Genomic DNA, 15,900 nt, shown 5'->3' with positions numbered 1-15,900 from the left:
GAGGAACAATTTAATTTATTTACGGAGGCGTGATTGGCCGTGACCTACCCGCCCCTTGCAGAGCTTTCCGCCAGGATGGAGCGCTTCCAGGAAGCCCTCGGTGAAGCGGGCATGGAGGGCGCCCTCATCCTGCAGGCGGCCGACCTGGTGTACTTCTGCGGCACCTACCAGAACGCCCACCTGTACGTTCCCGCCAGGGGGCGCCCGCTGCTCATGGTGCGCCGGAGCCTGGGGCGCGTACAGCCGGAACGCGTGCCGGCGGAAGTGAGCCCCTTGCGCAAGCCGGAAGAGTTGCCCGCCGTCCTGGCTTCCCGGGGGCTGCCGTTGCCCCGCGTGCTGGGCATGGAGCTGGACGTTTTGCCCGTAAATCTGTTTGCCCGCTACCGGAAGATCTTCCCGGGGCAGATTGTGGACTGCTCCCCGCTAATTAGAAAGCTGCGTGCGGTAAAATCTCCGTACGAAATTGACCTGGTGAGGGAATCGGCGGCCCTGGCGGACGCCGTCTTGGCCCAGGTCCCCGGCATGATCAGGGCGGGCAGGAGCGAGCTGGAGCTGGCCGCCTCCGTAGAAGCGGCGGCCCGCCGGGCGGGCCACCTGGGCCTCATCAGGGTGCGGGGCTTCAACCAGCAGGAGTTCTTTTACGGGTGCATCCTGGCTGGGCCCAGCGGAGGCGTGGCCAGCTATTACGACAGCCCCCTGGGCGGGCCCGGTTTTTCCCCGGCCTTTCCCTTTGGCGTGGGACGGCACGTCATTGCCCCCGGGGAGCCCGTAATGGTGGATTTCGTGGTGGTGGCCGCGGGGGGCTACCAGGTGGACGTGAGCCGGGTTTTTGCCGTGGGGTCTTTGCCGCCGGATTTAGTTTATGCCCATCGGGTGGCCCTGGAAATCCAGGAGGCCCTGGTGAAGGCGGCACGCCCGGGAACAGCATGCGGGGAGCTTTACGCGCTGGCGTGTGAGGTGGCCGCCGGAGCCGGGCTGGCCGCTCACTTCATGGGCTGTGACGAGCAGGTACGCTTTGTGGGCCACGGCGTGGGCCTGGAGTTAAACGAGCTGCCGGTGCTGGCGCAAGGGGTAAAAGACAAGCTCGCGCCGGGCATGGTGGTGGCCCTGGAGCCCAAATTCGTCTTCCCCGGGCGGGGAGCCGTGGGTATTGAGAACACCTTCGTGGTGCGGGAAAACGGGCTGGAGAGGCTGACCGCGTACCCCGATGAGGTGGTTATATGCCCGGCATAGAGCGCATGGCCGGCATTTTCTGGCGCTACAACGTTATACTAGTTTACATCTTTGGCTCGCAGAGGGAAAAGTAGACAAAGGGAACATAAAGCGGCAGGAGATGATTCCTAAGCCTCCTGCCGCTTGGCTTTTTCATAAATTGTTTTCATGAGTTGTTTTCGTTTTGCTCGGGTTTGAAAGCGGCTGTTAAGGCCCGCATGATCCAGGTCAAAAGGTAAAGGGTACCCAGGGTCAGGCCCATCCCGAAGACAAGCATGTAGAGGCCGAATTCCCACTTAGAGAGCTCCATCTCGAGGACCCCCTTTTATGGAGCGCTTAAAGCGGCCTATGCCAGGCCCATGGCCTTGAGCACGGCCAGCATGATGCTGGCGGCCAGCACGGAGCCCACCTGCCCCCCGGTATTGACGCCTATGGCGTGCATGAGGAGGTAATTCTGGGGGTTCTCCTCGCTGCCCACTTTATGCACCACTCGGGCGGACATGGGGAAGGCGGAGATACCGGCAGCCCCTATCAGCGGGTTGATCTTTTCCCTGGCAAAGAGGTTCATGAGCTTGGCCATTAACACTCCCGCCGCCGTGTCTCCGGCTATGGCCACCGCGCCCAGGAGGAAGATGAAGAGGGTTTTGGTGGTGAGGAATACCTCCCCGTTCATGGTGGCGCCAATGGTTAGCCCCAGGAGCAGGGTGACGATGTTGGCTATCTCGTTTTGGGCGGTGCGGCTGAGCCTTTCCACCACTCCGCATTCCTTTAAGAAATTGCCGAGCATAAGGGTGCCCATGAGGGGTGCGCCCATGGGGGCGATAATGATGGTTACCACGGCTACCACCAGGGGGAAGAGTATTTTGGCCGTGCGGGAAACGGGCTTCCCCGTGTAATACTTCATGACCATGGTGCGTTCCCTTTTGGTGGTCAGGAGCCGCATCACCGGCGGCTGGATGACGGGGACCAGGGCCATGTAGGAATATGCGGCCACCGATACGGGGCCCAGGAGGTGGGGGGCAAACTGACTGGTAACGTAAATGGAGGTGGGCCCGTCGCAGGCGCCGATGATGCCCACGCACACGGCCTCCACCTTTTCAAAGCCCAGGGCGAGGGCCAGGAGCAGGGTGAGGAAAATGCCGAACTGCCCGGCCCCGCCCAGGAGGAAGACCCGGGGATTTTGCAGCAGGGGGGTAAAATCGGTCATGGCGCCGATGCCGATGAAGATGAGGCAGGGGAAGATCTCGGTGACCACGCCGGCCTCGTAGAAATACCTCAGGAGGCCTTCTTCACCCATGATGCCGGTGAGGGGCAGGTTGACCAGAATGCAGCCAAAGCCGATGGGCACCAGCAGCAGGGGCTCCACCTGGTGCCTTACGCCCAGGTAAATGAGCAGTAGCCCGGTGGCAATCATTACCGCGTTCTGCCAGGAAAAGCTGAGCAGCCCCTGGAAAATTCCCTGAAAGAGTAATAACACCGTTTCAGCGTTCATTTTGCAAGAATTCACCTCGCTGCCCCTAATGGTGTACCGTATAGAGTATACCATAGGAATAAAGTCACAGGAGCAGTTAGGAATGCAGGGAGGGTCCTAAATTTTTTTAAGGTAAGGTTGACAAGAGGGCAATATGCCAATATAATCAAGTAATAAATTGACTATTTGAATTAATTTATGGTTGGGGTGATCTCCAGTGCATAAAGAGGCTTTCCCCGAAAGACCCCCTGCGGAGGCCCCCGTTTGCGAGGTTAATTGCATAAATATGGAACGAGTGCAAAGGCTAAGGTCAAAGGTCAGGGTTGTCGAAGGCTTAGCCGATCTCTTCAAGGCCCTGGCCGATGACACCCGCCTGAAAGTTATTTATGCCCTCGCCGAGGGGGAGCTTTGCGTTTGCGATGTGGTTGCCGTTATTGGCCAAAGCCTGGCCGCTGCTTCCTACCACCTACGCCTGCTCTATCGCCTGGGGCTGGTCAAATACCGCCGGGAGGGAAAGCTGGTATTTTACCGGCTTGCCGACGAGCGCATAGGCAACTTCCTTAAAGATGTTCTTAATATGCGGGGCGTGGCAGGAAATGGTGCGGAAAATGCCGTTTAGGGGGGAGAAAAAGTTGGTCCAGGATAAAGCCGCAAACCGGGAAGATAAAAACGTGAGGGCCGTCTTCCGCGTGGAGGGAATTACCTGAGCGGACTGCGCCGCCAAATTTGAAAGGAAAGTGGCGGCGCTTCCTGGCGTGTCCAGGGTAAGCTTAAACGCCTCCACCGGCAGGCTGGTGGTGGAAGGTTCCGGCGTGGACGCCGGGGCCATAAAGCGTGCAGCCGTCAGGGAAGGGCTCCGCATCGTGCTGCCAGAGGGCGGGGCGGGGAAGGCCCGCGCCGCCGCGCCCGGCACGGGGTGGAAACTGCTGCGGGTGCTGATATCCGGCCTGGCCCTGGCGTGTGCCCTTGTGCTGGAGGTGCTCGGGTATAACCCCGCCCGTTACCTCCCCTTTTACCTGGCGGCCATGGCCGTAGGGGGGTGGGGAAGTATCCGCCGCGCCTTTCCCTCCGCCATGCGCCTGAATTTTAACGTGAGCGTGCTCATGACCGTGGCCCTGGCGGGAGCCGTCTCCATCGGCGAGTGGAGGGAGGGTGCCGTGGTGGCTTTCCTCTACTCCCTTTCGGAAACGCTGGAGTCCTGGACGGCGGGACGGGTGCGCCGGGCCATCCGCGAGCTCATGGACCTTGCGCCCCCCAGGGCCAGGGTTTACCGTCCTGGCGGCGAAGAGGTGGAGGTCCCGGTGGAAGAGGTGCGGGTGGGCGATATTATGATCGTACGCCCCGGGGAGAAGGTGGCCATGGACGGGCGGATCGTCAAGGGGGAGTCCGCCTTAAACGAGGCTCCCATAACCGGGGAGTCGCTGGCCGTGGAAAAAGGCCCGGGCGACGAGGTTTTTGCCGGCACCCTTAACACTTACGGGTACCTGGAGGTGAAGGTAACCAGGCCGGTAGAGGACAGCACCATTTCCAGGATCATCCGGCTGGTGGAAGAGGCGCAGACCCGGCGGGCACCGTCGCAGGTCTTTGTGGAACGCTTTGCTGCCGCCTACACGCCCGCCGTAATGGCCCTGGCGGCAGCCGTGGCCCTTTTCCCGCCCCTGGCCGCAGGGCAGCCCTGGGAGCCCTGGGTTTACCGGGGGCTGGCTCTTTTGGTAGCGTCTTGTCCCTGCGCCCTGGTGGTTTCCACCCCGGTGGCCGTGGCCAGCGCCATTGGCAGCGCCGCGCGCCGCGGCGTGCTCATTAAAGGCGGCGCCTGCCTGGAGGCGGCGGGGGCCGTGAGGGCCGTGGCCCTTGACAAGACGGGAACCCTTACCAAAGGGCAGCCGGCGGTGACGGATATCCGCCCCGCGGGCGGCTACCCGCCGGAGGAATTGCTGCGGGCAGCTGCCGCCCTGGAGTCCTGCTCCGAGCACCCCCTGGCCAAGGCCGTGGTGAGGGCCGCGGCGGCGCAAGGGTTGCCGGTGGAGCAGGCGGCGGAGTTTGCGGCCCTACCGGGTCTGGGAGCGCGCGGGGTGGTGGACGGGCAACTTCTCTATCTCGGCAGCCCCCGGCTGTTTGCCCGGCTGGGCCTCCCTGCAGGTGCCCTCGGTGAAGAGGTTGCCCGCCTGCAGGAGGAAGGCAAGACGGTTGTCCTCCTCGGGACGCCGCAAGCCTTGCTGGGCATCATTGCCCTGGCCGACGAGGTCCGGGAAGAGGGAGCGGCAGCCGTTGCCGCCTTGAAGCGGGCCGGCATCTCCCGCACCGTGATGCTTACCGGGGACGGCGAGGGAACCGCCCGTGCCGTGGCGGCCCGCCTGGGGGTGGACGAATACCACGCCGGGCTCCTGCCCCAGGGAAAGGTGGAGGCCGTACGTTTCCTGGCCCGCCGGTACGGTGCGGTGGCCATGGTGGGGGACGGCGTTAACGACGCGCCGGCCCTGGCGGCGGCAACCGTTGGGGTAGCCCTGGGCGGGGCGAGTACGGATGCGGCCCTGGAAACGGCGGACGTGGTGCTGGCCGGGGCCGACCTGACAAAGCTGGCTTTTGTCTTCCGCCTGGGCAGGGCGGCACAGGGGGTTATCCGGCAAAACGTGCTCTTTGCCGTAACGGTGAAGGTCCTGGCCGTCCTGGCCGTTTTCCCCGGTTGGCTTACCCTCTGGCTGGCCATCCTGGCCGACATGGGAGCCACGCTGCTGGTAACCTTAAATGCCATGCGGCTCTGGAGCATAAAGGACGAATGAAGCGCGGTGCTCACCGCCCGCGCGAGGGTGGGGGCCAACCGGGGGTGCGGCAGGAAAAAGAGAAAATACCGGCGAATAGAAGCAAAAATTTGCTTTAACCGGGAGGGCACGGGCACATGGAAGCTCCCCAGGGTTTGCTTTTTCGCCTGGCCGGAAGAGGGAGGCTGTTCAGGACCCTCATGGCGGTAATGGTCCTCATGGGCCTTGTCACCGGAGCGGTTTTTCCCTTCGGCATGGTGGCCTTGGGCTTGCCGCCCCGGGCGGTTTTCCAGCCCACTTTTGTTGCCGCCTGCCTGCTGGCGGGCCTGCTGGTGGGAGGGGCCAACTACCTGGTGGTGAGGTTGGTCCTGGCCGCCCCTTTGAAAATGCTGGCCGGCATGGCCCGGGAGGTAGCCGGGGGAAATTTAAGGTGTGATCCTGGCGGCAGCGGATAAATAAGCAAGGGGAAGAGGGCCATGGAAGTGGATGTTTTGGAGGTCCTCAGGTCCTGCCCGCCCTTTAGCGTCTTGGGCGAGGAGGTGCTCGCCGGGCTTGCCCGGCACCTGGAGGTGAGGCTTTACCCCCGGGGAGCCTATGCCTTCAGGCAGGGCCAGAAAAGCCTTGGCGTGCTCTTCCTGGTGGCCTCCGGCACGGCGGAGGTGACCGTAACTGACGAGCACCACCACCGGGAAACGGTGGTGGGCTACCGGCGCCGCGGCGATTTTTTCGGCGAAACGGCCCTCTTTACCGGCAAGACCTACGGTGGCTCCGTGCGGGCGGCGGAGAACATGGCCTGCCTGCTCATCCCGCAGCGCAGGGTGGAGGAACTCATTGCCGGCTACCCGGAGTTTGCCAGCTTTTTTACCGCCCTGCTTTCCGAGCGCCTGCGCCTGCTGTACGCGGAGGCGGTGGCCCGCCAGCCCTACGAGGCATACGGGGCGGCGGAGTCCACCCCCTTTCACAAGAGGGTCAGCGAGATCATGACCTGGTCCCCGGTAACCTGCCGTCTGGACACGCCCGTAAGTGAAGTGGCCCGCCGGATGGCCGACCACCAAATAAGCTCGGTTATCGTGCTGGACGAGGGCGGCTACCCGGCAGGCCTGGTCACGGAAAAAGACCTGGTGCACAAGGTGCTCGCTTATCCTTCCTGCGGGCCTGCGGGACTCACGGCTGAGCAGGTGATGGACAGGAAGCTGGTCAAGCTGCAGGTGGGCGATTATTACGGCAAGGCCCTCCTGGCGGTGGTCAAGCACCAGGTCAAGCACATGGTGGTGCTGGACGGGGAGAGGCTGGCGGGCGTGCTCACCCTGAGGGACTTGATTAAGGCCAGGAGCACGGGGAGCCTCTGGGTAACGGACAAGATAGAGAGGGCCAGGACGCTGGACGACCTGGCCAGGATAGGCCGGGAAGTGGACAGCTTTTTAAGCGCCCTGGTGGCCGAAAAGGCCCGGGTTCCCGAGCTTTTTGAGATCATCACCGAGATGCACGACAGGCTTACCTGCCGGGTAATCGAGCTTTGCGAGAAAGAGTTGGCGGAAGAAGGCTTCGGGACGCCACCCGTGGCATACTGCTGGATCAGCATGGGGAGCGCGGGGCGGAAGGAGCAGACCCTGCGCACCGACCAGGACAACGCCATCATCTACGCCGGGGGCGGCCACGGCGCGGCCAGTTACTTCCAGGTCCTGGGAGCCAGGGTGGTGGAGGAGTTGGTGCGGGCGGGCTTTGCCTGGTGCAAGGGCGGGGTTATGGCCTCCAACCCCCGGTGGTGCCGCTCCCTGGATAACTGGAAGGAAGTGGTTTCCGGCTGGATGGAGCGGGCCGAGCCGGAGGACATCCGGCTGCTCACCATCCTCCTGGACTTCCGGCCCGTATACGGCGCCGCGGACCTGGCCGAAGAGCTGCGGGAGCACATTTTCGGCGCCTTCAGTTCCTCTGGCCGCGCGCCCCATTTCCTGGCAGAAGAGGAAGTGCAGGCAAGAGTTCCCCTTACCTTCCTGGGAGGGTTTGCCACGGAAAAGGGCGGGCCCCATAAAAACGAGTTAAACTTAAAGGAGGCCGCCCGCCATATTGTTAATTGCGCCCGCATTTTTGCTGTAAAGTACGGCCTCCGGGAGACCTCCACCCTGGGCAGGCTCCGCCTGCTGGTGGAAAAAGGGGTCCTGCCGGAGGAGGACGGGGAGTATGTGCAGGGCGCCTTTGAGACGCTGATGATGCTGCGCATTAGGGAAAACCTGAGGAAGGTCAGGCAGGGCAGGGAGGCGGATAATTACCTAAACCCCTACCGCCTGAGCAGGACCGAGCAGATGCTGCTCAAGGATGCGCTCTTGGCCATCACCCGCCTGCAAAAGCTCACCAGCAGGTATTTCACCGATCACTGGCTGCGCTACGTTAGTTCTTGAAGGCCGGGGGAGAGGGCTGTGCCGGCAGGAGATTCCCTTTGGCAAAAAGTTAAAAGCTTGCTTTCCCCGGCGGCCAGGGGCAGGGGTTTTCTGGACGGGGAAACCGTGAAGGAAATCAGGGAAATGGTCCTGGCCGGCGCCCGCCGGATTCCCCCGGGCACCAAGCTTGAGGACCTGCGCTTCGTGGTCCTGGACCTGGAAACCACGGGTTTTGCCTACGGTGGCGGTGACGAGATCATCGCCGTGGGGGCCGTGGCGGTGAGGAACGGGGCGGTGTGCGGGGAGGAGCGCTTCCACCGCTACGTTTACCCCTACCGCCTGGTTCCAGGCGAGGTAATCGGCCTTACGGGGATTGCCCGGGACATGCTGGTGGGCTGCCCCGGCTTTTGGGGGGTCTTGCCGGAGCTGCTCCGTTTTATCGGCGACAGCGTCCTGGTCGGCCACTGCATCCACTTTGACCTGGCCTTCCTGGAGGAAAAGCTCAAAAAACATACCGGGGTAAAGATCAGGAACTGGGTGCTGGATACGGCGCACCTGGTCAGGGCCCTCTATCCCGGCCTCGGCTGCTATTCCCTGGACGGGCTGCTGGCCTTTTACGGTCTCGAGCCCGCGGGGCGCCACACGGCCATGGGGGATGCGCTGCTTACGGCACAAATTTTTGTGAATATATTAAAAAGACTGAAGGAAGAAAACATTATCACTTTTGGCGGCCTGGTGCACTTTTTAAGGCAGCACCGCATGTTGGGGGAGTGCCGCTGCTGAAAATGGGGCAAAAGATCGCCGGGCGGCAGGAAGAAAATAAAGCCTCCGGCGAATAATTTTTGGTGAGTAAAACGCAACGCGAAGGATTGGTGGTGAAGCAGTATTGCACCGCGACGAGATAGGCCAGCTTATTGACGCCTTTGAAGAGATGCGCCGGAACCTGGCCCGCCTGATCGGCGAGCTGGCCACGGAAGCCCGCAGGGCCTCGGAGATAGCCGGGCAGCTTTCCGCCTCCACGGAGCAGATTTCCCAGGGGGCCGTGGAGACGGCCAGCGCGGCTTCGGAAATCTCTGCCAGCATGCAGGAGGTGGCCGCGCGGGCGGAGTCGGTGGCCGCCAGGGCCAGCCGGGCGGCTTCCCTGGCCGAGGAAGGTAGCCGCAAGATGGAGGAGGCCAGCCAGCAGATCCAGGCCATGTACGGCGCTACCCAGGAGGTGGCCAGGAAAATAGAGGGGTTTGCCCGCACCTCGGCGCAGATCGGGGAGATCCTGCAGATCATCACCGGTATTGCCGAGCAGACCAACCTCCTGGCCTTGAATGCGGCCATTGAGGCGGCCAGGGCCGGGGAGCACGGGCGGGGCTTTGCCGTGGTGGCCGAGGAGGTGCGCAGGCTGGCCGAGCAGTCTGCCTTCTCGGCGGGGGAAATAGGAAACCTGGTGGCGGCCATCCAGGGGGAAGTTGCAGGCATTGCCGCGCTGATGGAAAAAACGGCTCAAGAAGCAGAAAAGGGCCTGGCCGTGGTGGGGGACGCTTCCCAGGCCTTTGAGGAAATCCTGCAGGCCGTGAAAGAGGTGGATACCCAGGTGGCCGACGTGGCGGCAGCGTCCCGGCAGGTGTCTGAGGCGGTAAACAATATTGCTGCCTCCACCGAAGAACAGAGCGCCATGCTCCAGGAAACTGCCGGCACCATTGCCACCCTTTCAGCCCTGGCCGAAAACTTGCGGAACATGGCCGCCCGCTTTACCGTTTGATGCCGGAGCCTCACGCTCCGGATTTAATTTCAATGACGTCGCCGTCTTTAAGCGGGTCGGTAAAGCCCGCCTCGCAACCGTTTAAGAGTATTTTTACCGGCGGGGCCAGGGAGGCGGGGTCAAGGCTTATGTACTTGAAGACGTCCAGCAGGAGGAAGTCGCCCTGCCCCCGCAGGTTTACCGGCAGGCCGTTTACCGTGACCGTGATACTTCCCTCCTTTTCCCGGTTTGCCGCGCCGCCTTCCTCCACCTCCCACACCACCCGGTCGCCGGGGCGCAGGTAATAAACCGGCGGGGCGGGCTCACCGTTAACCAGCAGCTTGAGGCGGTGAGGCGGCGCCGGAATCCCACCGCCTAGGTGCTCCGCCAGCCACTCCTGGAGGGGTTTGGCGGAAAAGACCTCCACTTTCGCCCCGTCGGTTATCTCGCGGGAGCCCTCCGCCTGCTCGCCGTTAACCAGGCAGCAGGCGGGCACCGCCGTGGCCTGGCCGTTAATCTCTACGGTGATGTGCCCGGGAGGTGAGAAAAGCTCGGCTACGGTCAGCCGGGCGTCCGCGCCGTTTTGCGCCGGGTAGACGTCGATGCGGTCCCCGTGGGCCACCCTCGTTTTCAGGTTGGCCTCCCGCCCGTTGACCAGGATGCGCGCCGGCTGGGAAAGGCCGCCGTAGATTACCCGGCGCCTGCCGTTTAAAGTAAACACCAGGTTCCTGCCGTTCTGGCCGATGAGCAGGCGCGGGTTGAAGCCGGTTAGGGCCAGCACGTTGCCCACGGTAAACTCGCGCACGTTAAACAGCCTGTGTTCCTCACCGTTGACCACCACGTGGATGAAGTCGTGGCCCATCCGGCGCAGGGCGTTTAGGGCTATGCCTACCACCGTGATTCCTTCCGGCCCGGTAATCTCGTCCTCTTCCGCCATAAGGAGCTGGCCCAGGCTGCGGCGGTCCCGCAGCACCACGCGGTTTTTCTCCAGCTGCAGGTGGCGGGCAATCTTTTCCGTCAGGCCCGGCACCTGGCTGCCCCCGCCCACGCAGAAGACGGAACGGGGGGGCCGCCCGCTGTTGAGGGCGAGGATTTGCGCTGCTACCCTGGCGGCCAGGCGTTCCAGGACCGGGTCCAGGCGCGCGAGCAGCTCCCGGGACAGGATGGAGTTTTCCGCGCCCAGGATGTCCACGTAGCGGATTTCCTCCTTCCGGGACAGCTCCCTCTTCATGCGCTCGGCGGTGTCAAAGTCCACCAGACAGGCCTGCACGATTTCTTCCGTTACCTCATCGCCGGCCACGGGCACCATGCCGTAGGCGGTGACGGCCCCGTCCCTGGTGATGGCGATGTCAGAGGTACCGGCGCCGATGTCCACCAGGGCCAGGTTTAGGAGGCGGTAGCTCTCCGGGATGGCGGCCTCAATGGCGGCGATGGGCTCCAAGGTGAGGGAAAGGGGCTCCAGCCCGGCGCGCTGCAGCACGGCGTAAAGGCTGTTCACCACCGAGCCCGGCAGGAAGGTGGCCAGCACGTCGGCGCCGATGACCTTGCCCCGGTGGCCCACCAGGCTGGAAATGGCATAGCCGTCCAGGTAATAGGAAACAATGCTGTACCCCACGCAGGTAAAATCGCCGGCGCCGGAGGCCAGATCTTCTGCCAGCTCCCGGTGGGCCTGCTGCACGGCGGCCAGCTCCAGGGCGTTTACCTCCGCCCAGTCTATTTCCCGCCCGCCGCTCTCCAGTTCCACGTGGCAGGCCCGGGTGACCAGCGAGCGCCCGGCGGCGGCAATGGCCACCTGGCGCAAAGGAAAGCCCAGCCTGTCCTCGAGGTTCCTCCTGACTTCCTTTACCGCCTCGGCCACGCTGGGGATGTCGTGTATCTGCCCGTCCAGCATGGCCCGGCGCCGGTGCTCCACCAGTTTCTGCGCCAGAACCCGCAGGCGGCCGTTTTCCGGTAAGGCCGCCAGGCCGATAACCGTGCGGGTACCGATGTCCAGGGCAAAGATAACCTTCTCGGGAGAAATTTTTTCCATCGGTTCTGGTTCCCCCACCGGTGGACGAAAAGAATAACTGGGTATATTATACCATCCGGGCCGCGCCCCGTGGCCCGGGGATGTTCGAGGAGGAATTTTTTGGTGCAGGTTGACCTGACCCGCATGCTGGTTAACCTTTCGCTGGCCCTTGACTTTTCCCGCCGGGGGTTGTTGCGGCACCACCAGCGGGTGGCCGTAATTGCCCTGCGCCTCGGTGAGGCCGCCGGGCTTTCCGCCAGAGAGCGCTTCGACCTCTTTGCCGCTTCCATGATCCACGACGCCGGTGCGGTGACCTGGCCGGAGAAAGATGCGCTGGAGGTGTTTGACGTCAGCCATCCCTGGGAGCACTGCCACCGGGGCTACCAGTTTACCGCCGACGTACCCCTGCTGGCGCCGGCGGCGGAGGTGATCCTATCCCACCACGACCGCTGGGAGGGAGGCAACCCCTCCGGCAGAGCCGGGGCGGCCATCCCCCTGGCCTCCCGCATTATCCACCTCGCCGATCGGGTGGACGTATTGCTGGACGACCGGCGGCATGTTTTAAGCCAGAGCGAGGAGATCGTCAGGCAGGTTAAGGAGCTTTCCGGTAGCGTCTTCGATCCGGAGCTGGTGGACCTTTTTGCGGGGCTGGCCGAGGCGGAGAGCTTCTGGCTGGACATTACCGGGCCGTGCCTGGCTGAAAACCTCCTGAAAATGGTGGAGGGCTACCGGGTAATCCTGGAGCCCGCGCAGTTAATGGGCCTGGCCTGCTTTTTTGCCCGCATCATTGACGCCAAGAGCCCCTTTACGCGCCACCACTCCCAGGGCGTGGCCAGGGCGGCGAGCTTTCTGGCCGCGCGGCTGGGGATGACGCAGGGGGAGTGCTTCCTCATGGAGGTGGCCGGGCTGCTGCACGACCTGGGCAAGCTCAGCGTGCCCGAGGAAATACTGGAAAAGCCGGGGCGCCTCACCCGCGAGGAGTTCAGCTGGATCAAGCAGCATACATATTACACCTACTGGCTGCTCAAGCCGCTGGACGAAGTCCTGCCCGTGGTGCGCTGGGCCGCTTACCACCATGAAAAATTAAACGGAAAGGGATACCCTTTCCGCTTGCGGGAGCGCGACCTCTGCCTGGGGGCGCGCATTATGGCCGTGAGCGACATTTACGCGGCCCTACGCGAGGACAGGCCCTACCGGCGCGGCCTGGCCTGGCCGGAGATAGAGAAGATCTTAAGAGGCGAGGTGGAGGGGGGAGCCCTTGACCGCCGGGTGGTGGAGGCCCTCCTGGACAGCCGCCGGGAGCTGGACGATATCTTTTACGCGGTTACGGCGGGCTGCCCGGCAACCAGCAGGTCGAATCGTCCCTAGGGGCCACGGCTGATGCGAAGGACGCAAGCTGTTGCTCGGCTGCCAGCAGTTCGAGCCACCTCTTGAGGTAAATGGGGAGGATGAAGTTCCGGCGCACGTGCTCTTTCGCTTTTTGACCCAGCTGCTCCCTTAAGGCGGGCTCCCTTAACAGGCGTATGACCGCCCTGGCCATTTCCTCCGTGGTGGAGGCGGCAAGGCCCGTCTCCCCGTGGATCACCTGAAGGGTAATGCCGCCCACGGGAGTGGCCACCACGGGGCGGGACTTCCACATGGCTTCGGTTACCGTAAGGCCGAAGCCCTCCCGCACCGACTTCTGCACCACCACCGTGGCCGCCCGCTGGATGGCGTTTATTTCCAGGTCGCTGTCCGGCGGCAGCTCCAGAATGTGGATGTCCGGGTCGCCGGACGCCGCTTCCAGGACCTCTAGGTATACCTGGGCCCCCTCTGGGTCGTCGGTGGCCCTGCCGCCGACCAGCACCAGCCGGCAGGGCACTTCTTTTCTCACCAGGCGGAAAACCCGGATCACCCCCAAGGGGTCTTTGAGGCGGTCAAACCTGGACACCTGCACCACCAGGGGGAGGTCCAGCGGTATGCCCAGGCGCTCCATAATTCCGGCCACTTCCCAAGGGGAGACCTCCCGGTTTTTTTCCGCCAGGGGGTCGATGGCCGGGGGCATGAAATACTCCCGGTGCCCCAGGCGCCGCGCGTAGGCGGGAAGGTGGTAGATGGCGGCATCGCAGCGCGCGGCCCAGGGGCGCAAAAAATCCCATACCGGCGGCGTGACGTCTGCCGGGTCGATGTGGCAGTACCAGAGCCACCTGCCCCGGTGGCGCGGGCGCACTTCCGCCAGCCCCAGGGGCTGCTGGTCGTGGAGCACGACGAAATCGGCCCCGGGGTCGATGAGGCGGTGGTTTTGCCGGGAAACCCGCCGGTAGGTTTCCAGCATGGCGGGCGTCACTTCTACCGGCACGCCGTGGAAGGCGTTGTGAAAAGTTTTGGTCACGCGGAAGAACTCTTCGTCCCCTTCCAGCACGTCCCAGCGCGCGCGCAGGCCCACCTCTGCCATCACGGGCACGAGGCGCCTTAATATTTCCGCCACCCCCCCGCCGACCAAGGTGGAGTTTACGTGCTGCACGAGGCAATCCCGCAGCCTATGTCCGAGGCGGTAAATTTCCTCAATGACCTGCCCGCCGACAATTCCTTCGTAAGCGCCGAGATTGGTATTGCTCACTGCCGGTCCCCGCTTTCTTTAGTTGGTTTGACTGGCTTAAGGCCCAGTATAGTATTTTATCTCCGGGGCGGGGATCTTGCACCATAAAAATAAAACCAGCTTTTCTTGGACCTGGCGGGAACCGTCTTGAGCCTTTGAAAACACTTTTTAGCGCTTTTCCGGTGCGGGTCGCCGGGACACCAGATGGAGCAGCGCGCTTAAGCCCAGGCCGGCTGCCGTGGTGGCCAGGAGCACGGCGGTGGTGTTAAATTGCAACCAGGCGTAAAGGTAGGCGGTGGAGATGATGATGGAAAGGATCATAAGCGGGAAGGCCACTTTGAGAAAGCCCAGAAAGCTTATGGGGAGGCCCCTTTTTTCCGCCATGCCCACCACCACCACGTTTGCCGAGGCGCCGATGACGGTACCGTTGCCGCCCAGGCAGGCTCCCAGCGAGAGGGACCACCAGAGAAAGTTGAGGTTTTCTATACCCCCCAGCCGTCCCATGTCTTGAATGAGGGGGATCATGGTGGCCACAAAGGGGATGTTGTCTACAAATGCTGAGGCAAGGGCCGACAGCCAGAGGATGAGGAGCCCGGCGGGCAGGAGCTGGCCGCCGGTGACCTCCAGGGCAAAATGGGCTACGGACTCGATCACGCCCGCCTCTTCCAGGGCACCCACGAGGGCAAAGAGGCCGATGAAGAAGAAGATCACCGGCCACTCCACGGTATGCAGGGCGTGTTCCGGGTCAAAGCGGGTGACCAGGAGCAGGAGGGCCGCTCCGGACAGGGCCACCACGGAGCTTTCCAGGTGCACGTACTGGTGCAGGACGAACCCGGTAACCGTTAGGCCCAGCACCCAAAGGCAGGGCTTTAACAGGGAAGGGTCCTTGATTTCGGCCCACTCGTCTAACTCCGTAATGCTTTTTTGCCGCTCGGGGCGGGCAGCAAGGTCGCGGCGGTAAATATGGCGCAGGATGAAGACGGTTAACGCGTAAATGACTACCACTACCGGCGCAAGATTGATCACGAAATCCATGAAGCCCAGGCCCACGGCGCTGCCGATCATAATGTTGGGCGGGTCGCCCACCAGGGTGGCCGTGCCGCCGATATTGGAAGCAAGGATCTCGGCAATTAAGAAAGGCAGTGGGCTGACCCCCAATTTGCCGGCAATGGCAAAAGTAACGGGCACAATGAGCAGCACGGTGGTCACGTTATCCAGGAAGGCGGAGAGGACGGCTGTAACCAGGGAGAGGGCAGATAAAATGCGCAAAGGCTCGCCCCGCGCCGCCTTGGCTGCCCGGATGGCCAGGAATTCAAAGATGCCCGTCTCGCGCGTGATACCCACAATGACCATCATCCCCGTGAGGAGGCCGATGGTGTTCCAGTCCACATAGTGAACGGCCAGCTCCGGGGTAATAACGCCGGCCAGGATAACGGCGGCGGCGCCGCAGAGCGCGGCCACGGTGCGGTGAATTTTTTCGGAGACGATTACCGCATAGGTAATTAAAAAGATCGCGGTGGCTAAAATAACTTGGGTTTGGCCCGACAAAATCCCCAGCCTCCTTTGCAAGAAATTATGGTGCGCAAAAATTAAGGGGGGGCAGTCATTTGACTGCCCCCCCCAGCAGTCGGGACCGTTTAGCCTGGCGATCATAGCCTGCTTCCGCAGGCGACAGACCCATGGCTTTGGCGCCCCAGGCTTTCGCCTGGTTTACCCAACCCGGCAAACAAAATTATACCACAGGCTGCTGCCAAGGGCCAGG

At 62.9% G+C, this 15,900-nt stretch carries 12 protein-coding genes, 1 pseudogene and 1 riboswitch; of the genes and pseudogenes, 8 read left to right on the top strand and 5 right to left on the bottom strand.

All coding sequences use genetic code 11. The annotated features are described in order from the left end of the window. Positions 1–39: 39 nt before the first annotated feature. Positions 40–1,233: a M24 family metallopeptidase gene (locus G454_RS0103965; RefSeq protein WP_027717556.1), complete on the top strand. Its 1,194-nt coding sequence runs from the start codon at positions 40–42 to the stop codon at positions 1,231–1,233. Positions 1,234–1,378: 145 nt separating this feature from the next. Here the strand turns inward: G454_RS0103965 and G454_RS21345 are convergent, their stop codons facing one another. Both G454_RS21345 and G454_RS0103950 read right to left on the bottom strand, forming a co-directional pair. Next, positions 1,379–1,522, bottom strand: a complete 144-nt coding sequence (locus tag G454_RS21345) for an OadG-related small transporter subunit (RefSeq protein WP_156896658.1) — start codon at positions 1,520–1,522, stop codon at positions 1,379–1,381. Between the two features lie 36 nt (positions 1,523–1,558). Next, positions 1,559–2,704, bottom strand: coding sequence for a sodium ion-translocating decarboxylase subunit beta (locus G454_RS0103950; protein WP_027717555.1), 1,146 nt, complete (start codon positions 2,702–2,704; stop codon positions 1,559–1,561). Positions 2,705–2,969: 265 nt separating this feature from the next. Here G454_RS0103950 and G454_RS17640 point away from each other — a divergent pair, with 265 nt between their 5' ends. The 6 genes and pseudogenes from G454_RS17640 to G454_RS22845 form a co-directional block, all read left to right on the top strand. Beyond that, a complete protein-coding gene (locus tag G454_RS17640) occupies positions 2,970–3,302 on the top strand; it encodes an ArsR/SmtB family transcription factor (RefSeq protein ID WP_051275867.1) in 333 nt (110 codons plus the stop codon). A 136-nt stretch (positions 3,303–3,438) separates the two neighbouring features. After that, a complete protein-coding gene (locus G454_RS0103935) occupies positions 3,439–5,463 on the top strand; it encodes a heavy metal translocating P-type ATPase (protein ID WP_211229946.1) in 2,025 nt (674 codons plus the stop codon). Positions 5,464–5,579: 116 nt separating this feature from the next. After that, positions 5,580–5,897 (top strand): hypothetical protein, encoded by a 318-nt coding sequence (locus G454_RS0103930; RefSeq protein ID WP_027717553.1) that lies wholly within the window; start codon positions 5,580–5,582, stop codon positions 5,895–5,897. Positions 5,898–5,918: 21 nt separating this feature from the next. Further along, positions 5,919–7,841 (top strand): DUF294 nucleotidyltransferase-like domain-containing protein, encoded by a 1,923-nt coding sequence (locus G454_RS0103925; protein WP_027717552.1) that lies wholly within the window; start codon positions 5,919–5,921, stop codon positions 7,839–7,841. 18 nt (positions 7,842–7,859) lie between these two features. Further along, the gene (locus G454_RS17635) at positions 7,860–8,603 is read left to right on the top strand and encodes a 3'-5' exonuclease (protein WP_051275849.1); all 744 of its coding nucleotides are present in this window, start codon (positions 7,860–7,862) and stop codon (positions 8,601–8,603) included. Between the two features lie 466 nt (positions 8,604–9,069). Then, a pseudogene (locus tag G454_RS22845) lies at positions 9,070–9,573 on the top strand (methyl-accepting chemotaxis protein); the annotation flags it as partial. Between the two features lie 10 nt (positions 9,574–9,583). On the opposite strand, the gene G454_RS0103910 reads toward G454_RS22845, so the two are convergent. After that, complete coding sequence (locus G454_RS0103910; protein ID WP_027717551.1) at positions 9,584–11,581, bottom strand: cell division protein FtsA; 1,998 nt, start codon at positions 11,579–11,581, stop codon at positions 9,584–9,586. Positions 11,582–11,683: 102 nt separating this feature from the next. Between G454_RS0103910 and G454_RS0103905 the strand changes: the two genes are divergently transcribed. Beyond that, the gene (locus G454_RS0103905; RefSeq protein ID WP_211229945.1) at positions 11,684–12,928 is read left to right on the top strand and encodes an HD-GYP domain-containing protein; all 1,245 of its coding nucleotides are present in this window, start codon (positions 11,684–11,686) and stop codon (positions 12,926–12,928) included. Here G454_RS0103905 and G454_RS17625 read toward each other — a convergent pair. Continuing rightward, complete coding sequence (locus G454_RS17625) at positions 12,885–14,159, bottom strand: glycosyltransferase (RefSeq protein WP_084413237.1); 1,275 nt, start codon at positions 14,157–14,159, stop codon at positions 12,885–12,887. The genes G454_RS0103905 and G454_RS17625 overlap by 44 nt on opposite strands. Positions 14,160–14,306: 147 nt before the next feature. After that, positions 14,307–15,686, bottom strand: a complete 1,380-nt coding sequence (locus G454_RS0103895) for an ArsB/NhaD family transporter (protein ID WP_027717549.1) — start codon at positions 15,684–15,686, stop codon at positions 14,307–14,309. 85 nt (positions 15,687–15,771) lie between these two features. After that, a riboswitch (cyclic di-GMP riboswitch) is annotated at positions 15,772–15,863 on the bottom strand. Positions 15,864–15,900: the final 37 nt, after the last annotated feature.

The sequence above is a fragment of the Desulfovirgula thermocuniculi DSM 16036 genome (assembly GCF_000429345.1).
Lineage (GTDB): Bacteria > Bacillota > Desulfotomaculia > Desulfotomaculales > Desulfovirgulaceae > Desulfovirgula > Desulfovirgula thermocuniculi.
Note: the sequence above shows the minus strand (reverse complement) of the source record. Positions and strands in the feature narration are given on the sequence as shown.

Excerpts from the sequence above, each read along its gene's own strand:
- G454_RS21345 (WP_156896658.1), bottom strand. The coding sequence starts at position 1,522 with ATGGAGCTCTCTAAGTGGGAATTCGGCCTCTACATGCTTGTCTTCGGG.
- G454_RS0103950 (WP_027717555.1), bottom strand. The coding sequence starts at position 2,704 with ATGAACGCTGAAACGGTGTTATTACTCTTTCAGGGAATTTTCCAGGGG.
- G454_RS17640 (WP_051275867.1), top strand. The coding sequence starts at position 2,970 with ATGGAACGAGTGCAAAGGCTAAGGTCAAAGGTCAGGGTTGTCGAAGGC.
- G454_RS0103930 (WP_027717553.1), top strand. The coding sequence starts at position 5,580 with ATGGAAGCTCCCCAGGGTTTGCTTTTTCGCCTGGCCGGAAGAGGGAGG.
- G454_RS0103925 (WP_027717552.1), top strand. The coding sequence starts at position 5,919 with ATGGAAGTGGATGTTTTGGAGGTCCTCAGGTCCTGCCCGCCCTTTAGC.
- G454_RS0103910 (WP_027717551.1), bottom strand. The coding sequence starts at position 11,581 with ATGGAAAAAATTTCTCCCGAGAAGGTTATCTTTGCCCTGGACATCGGT.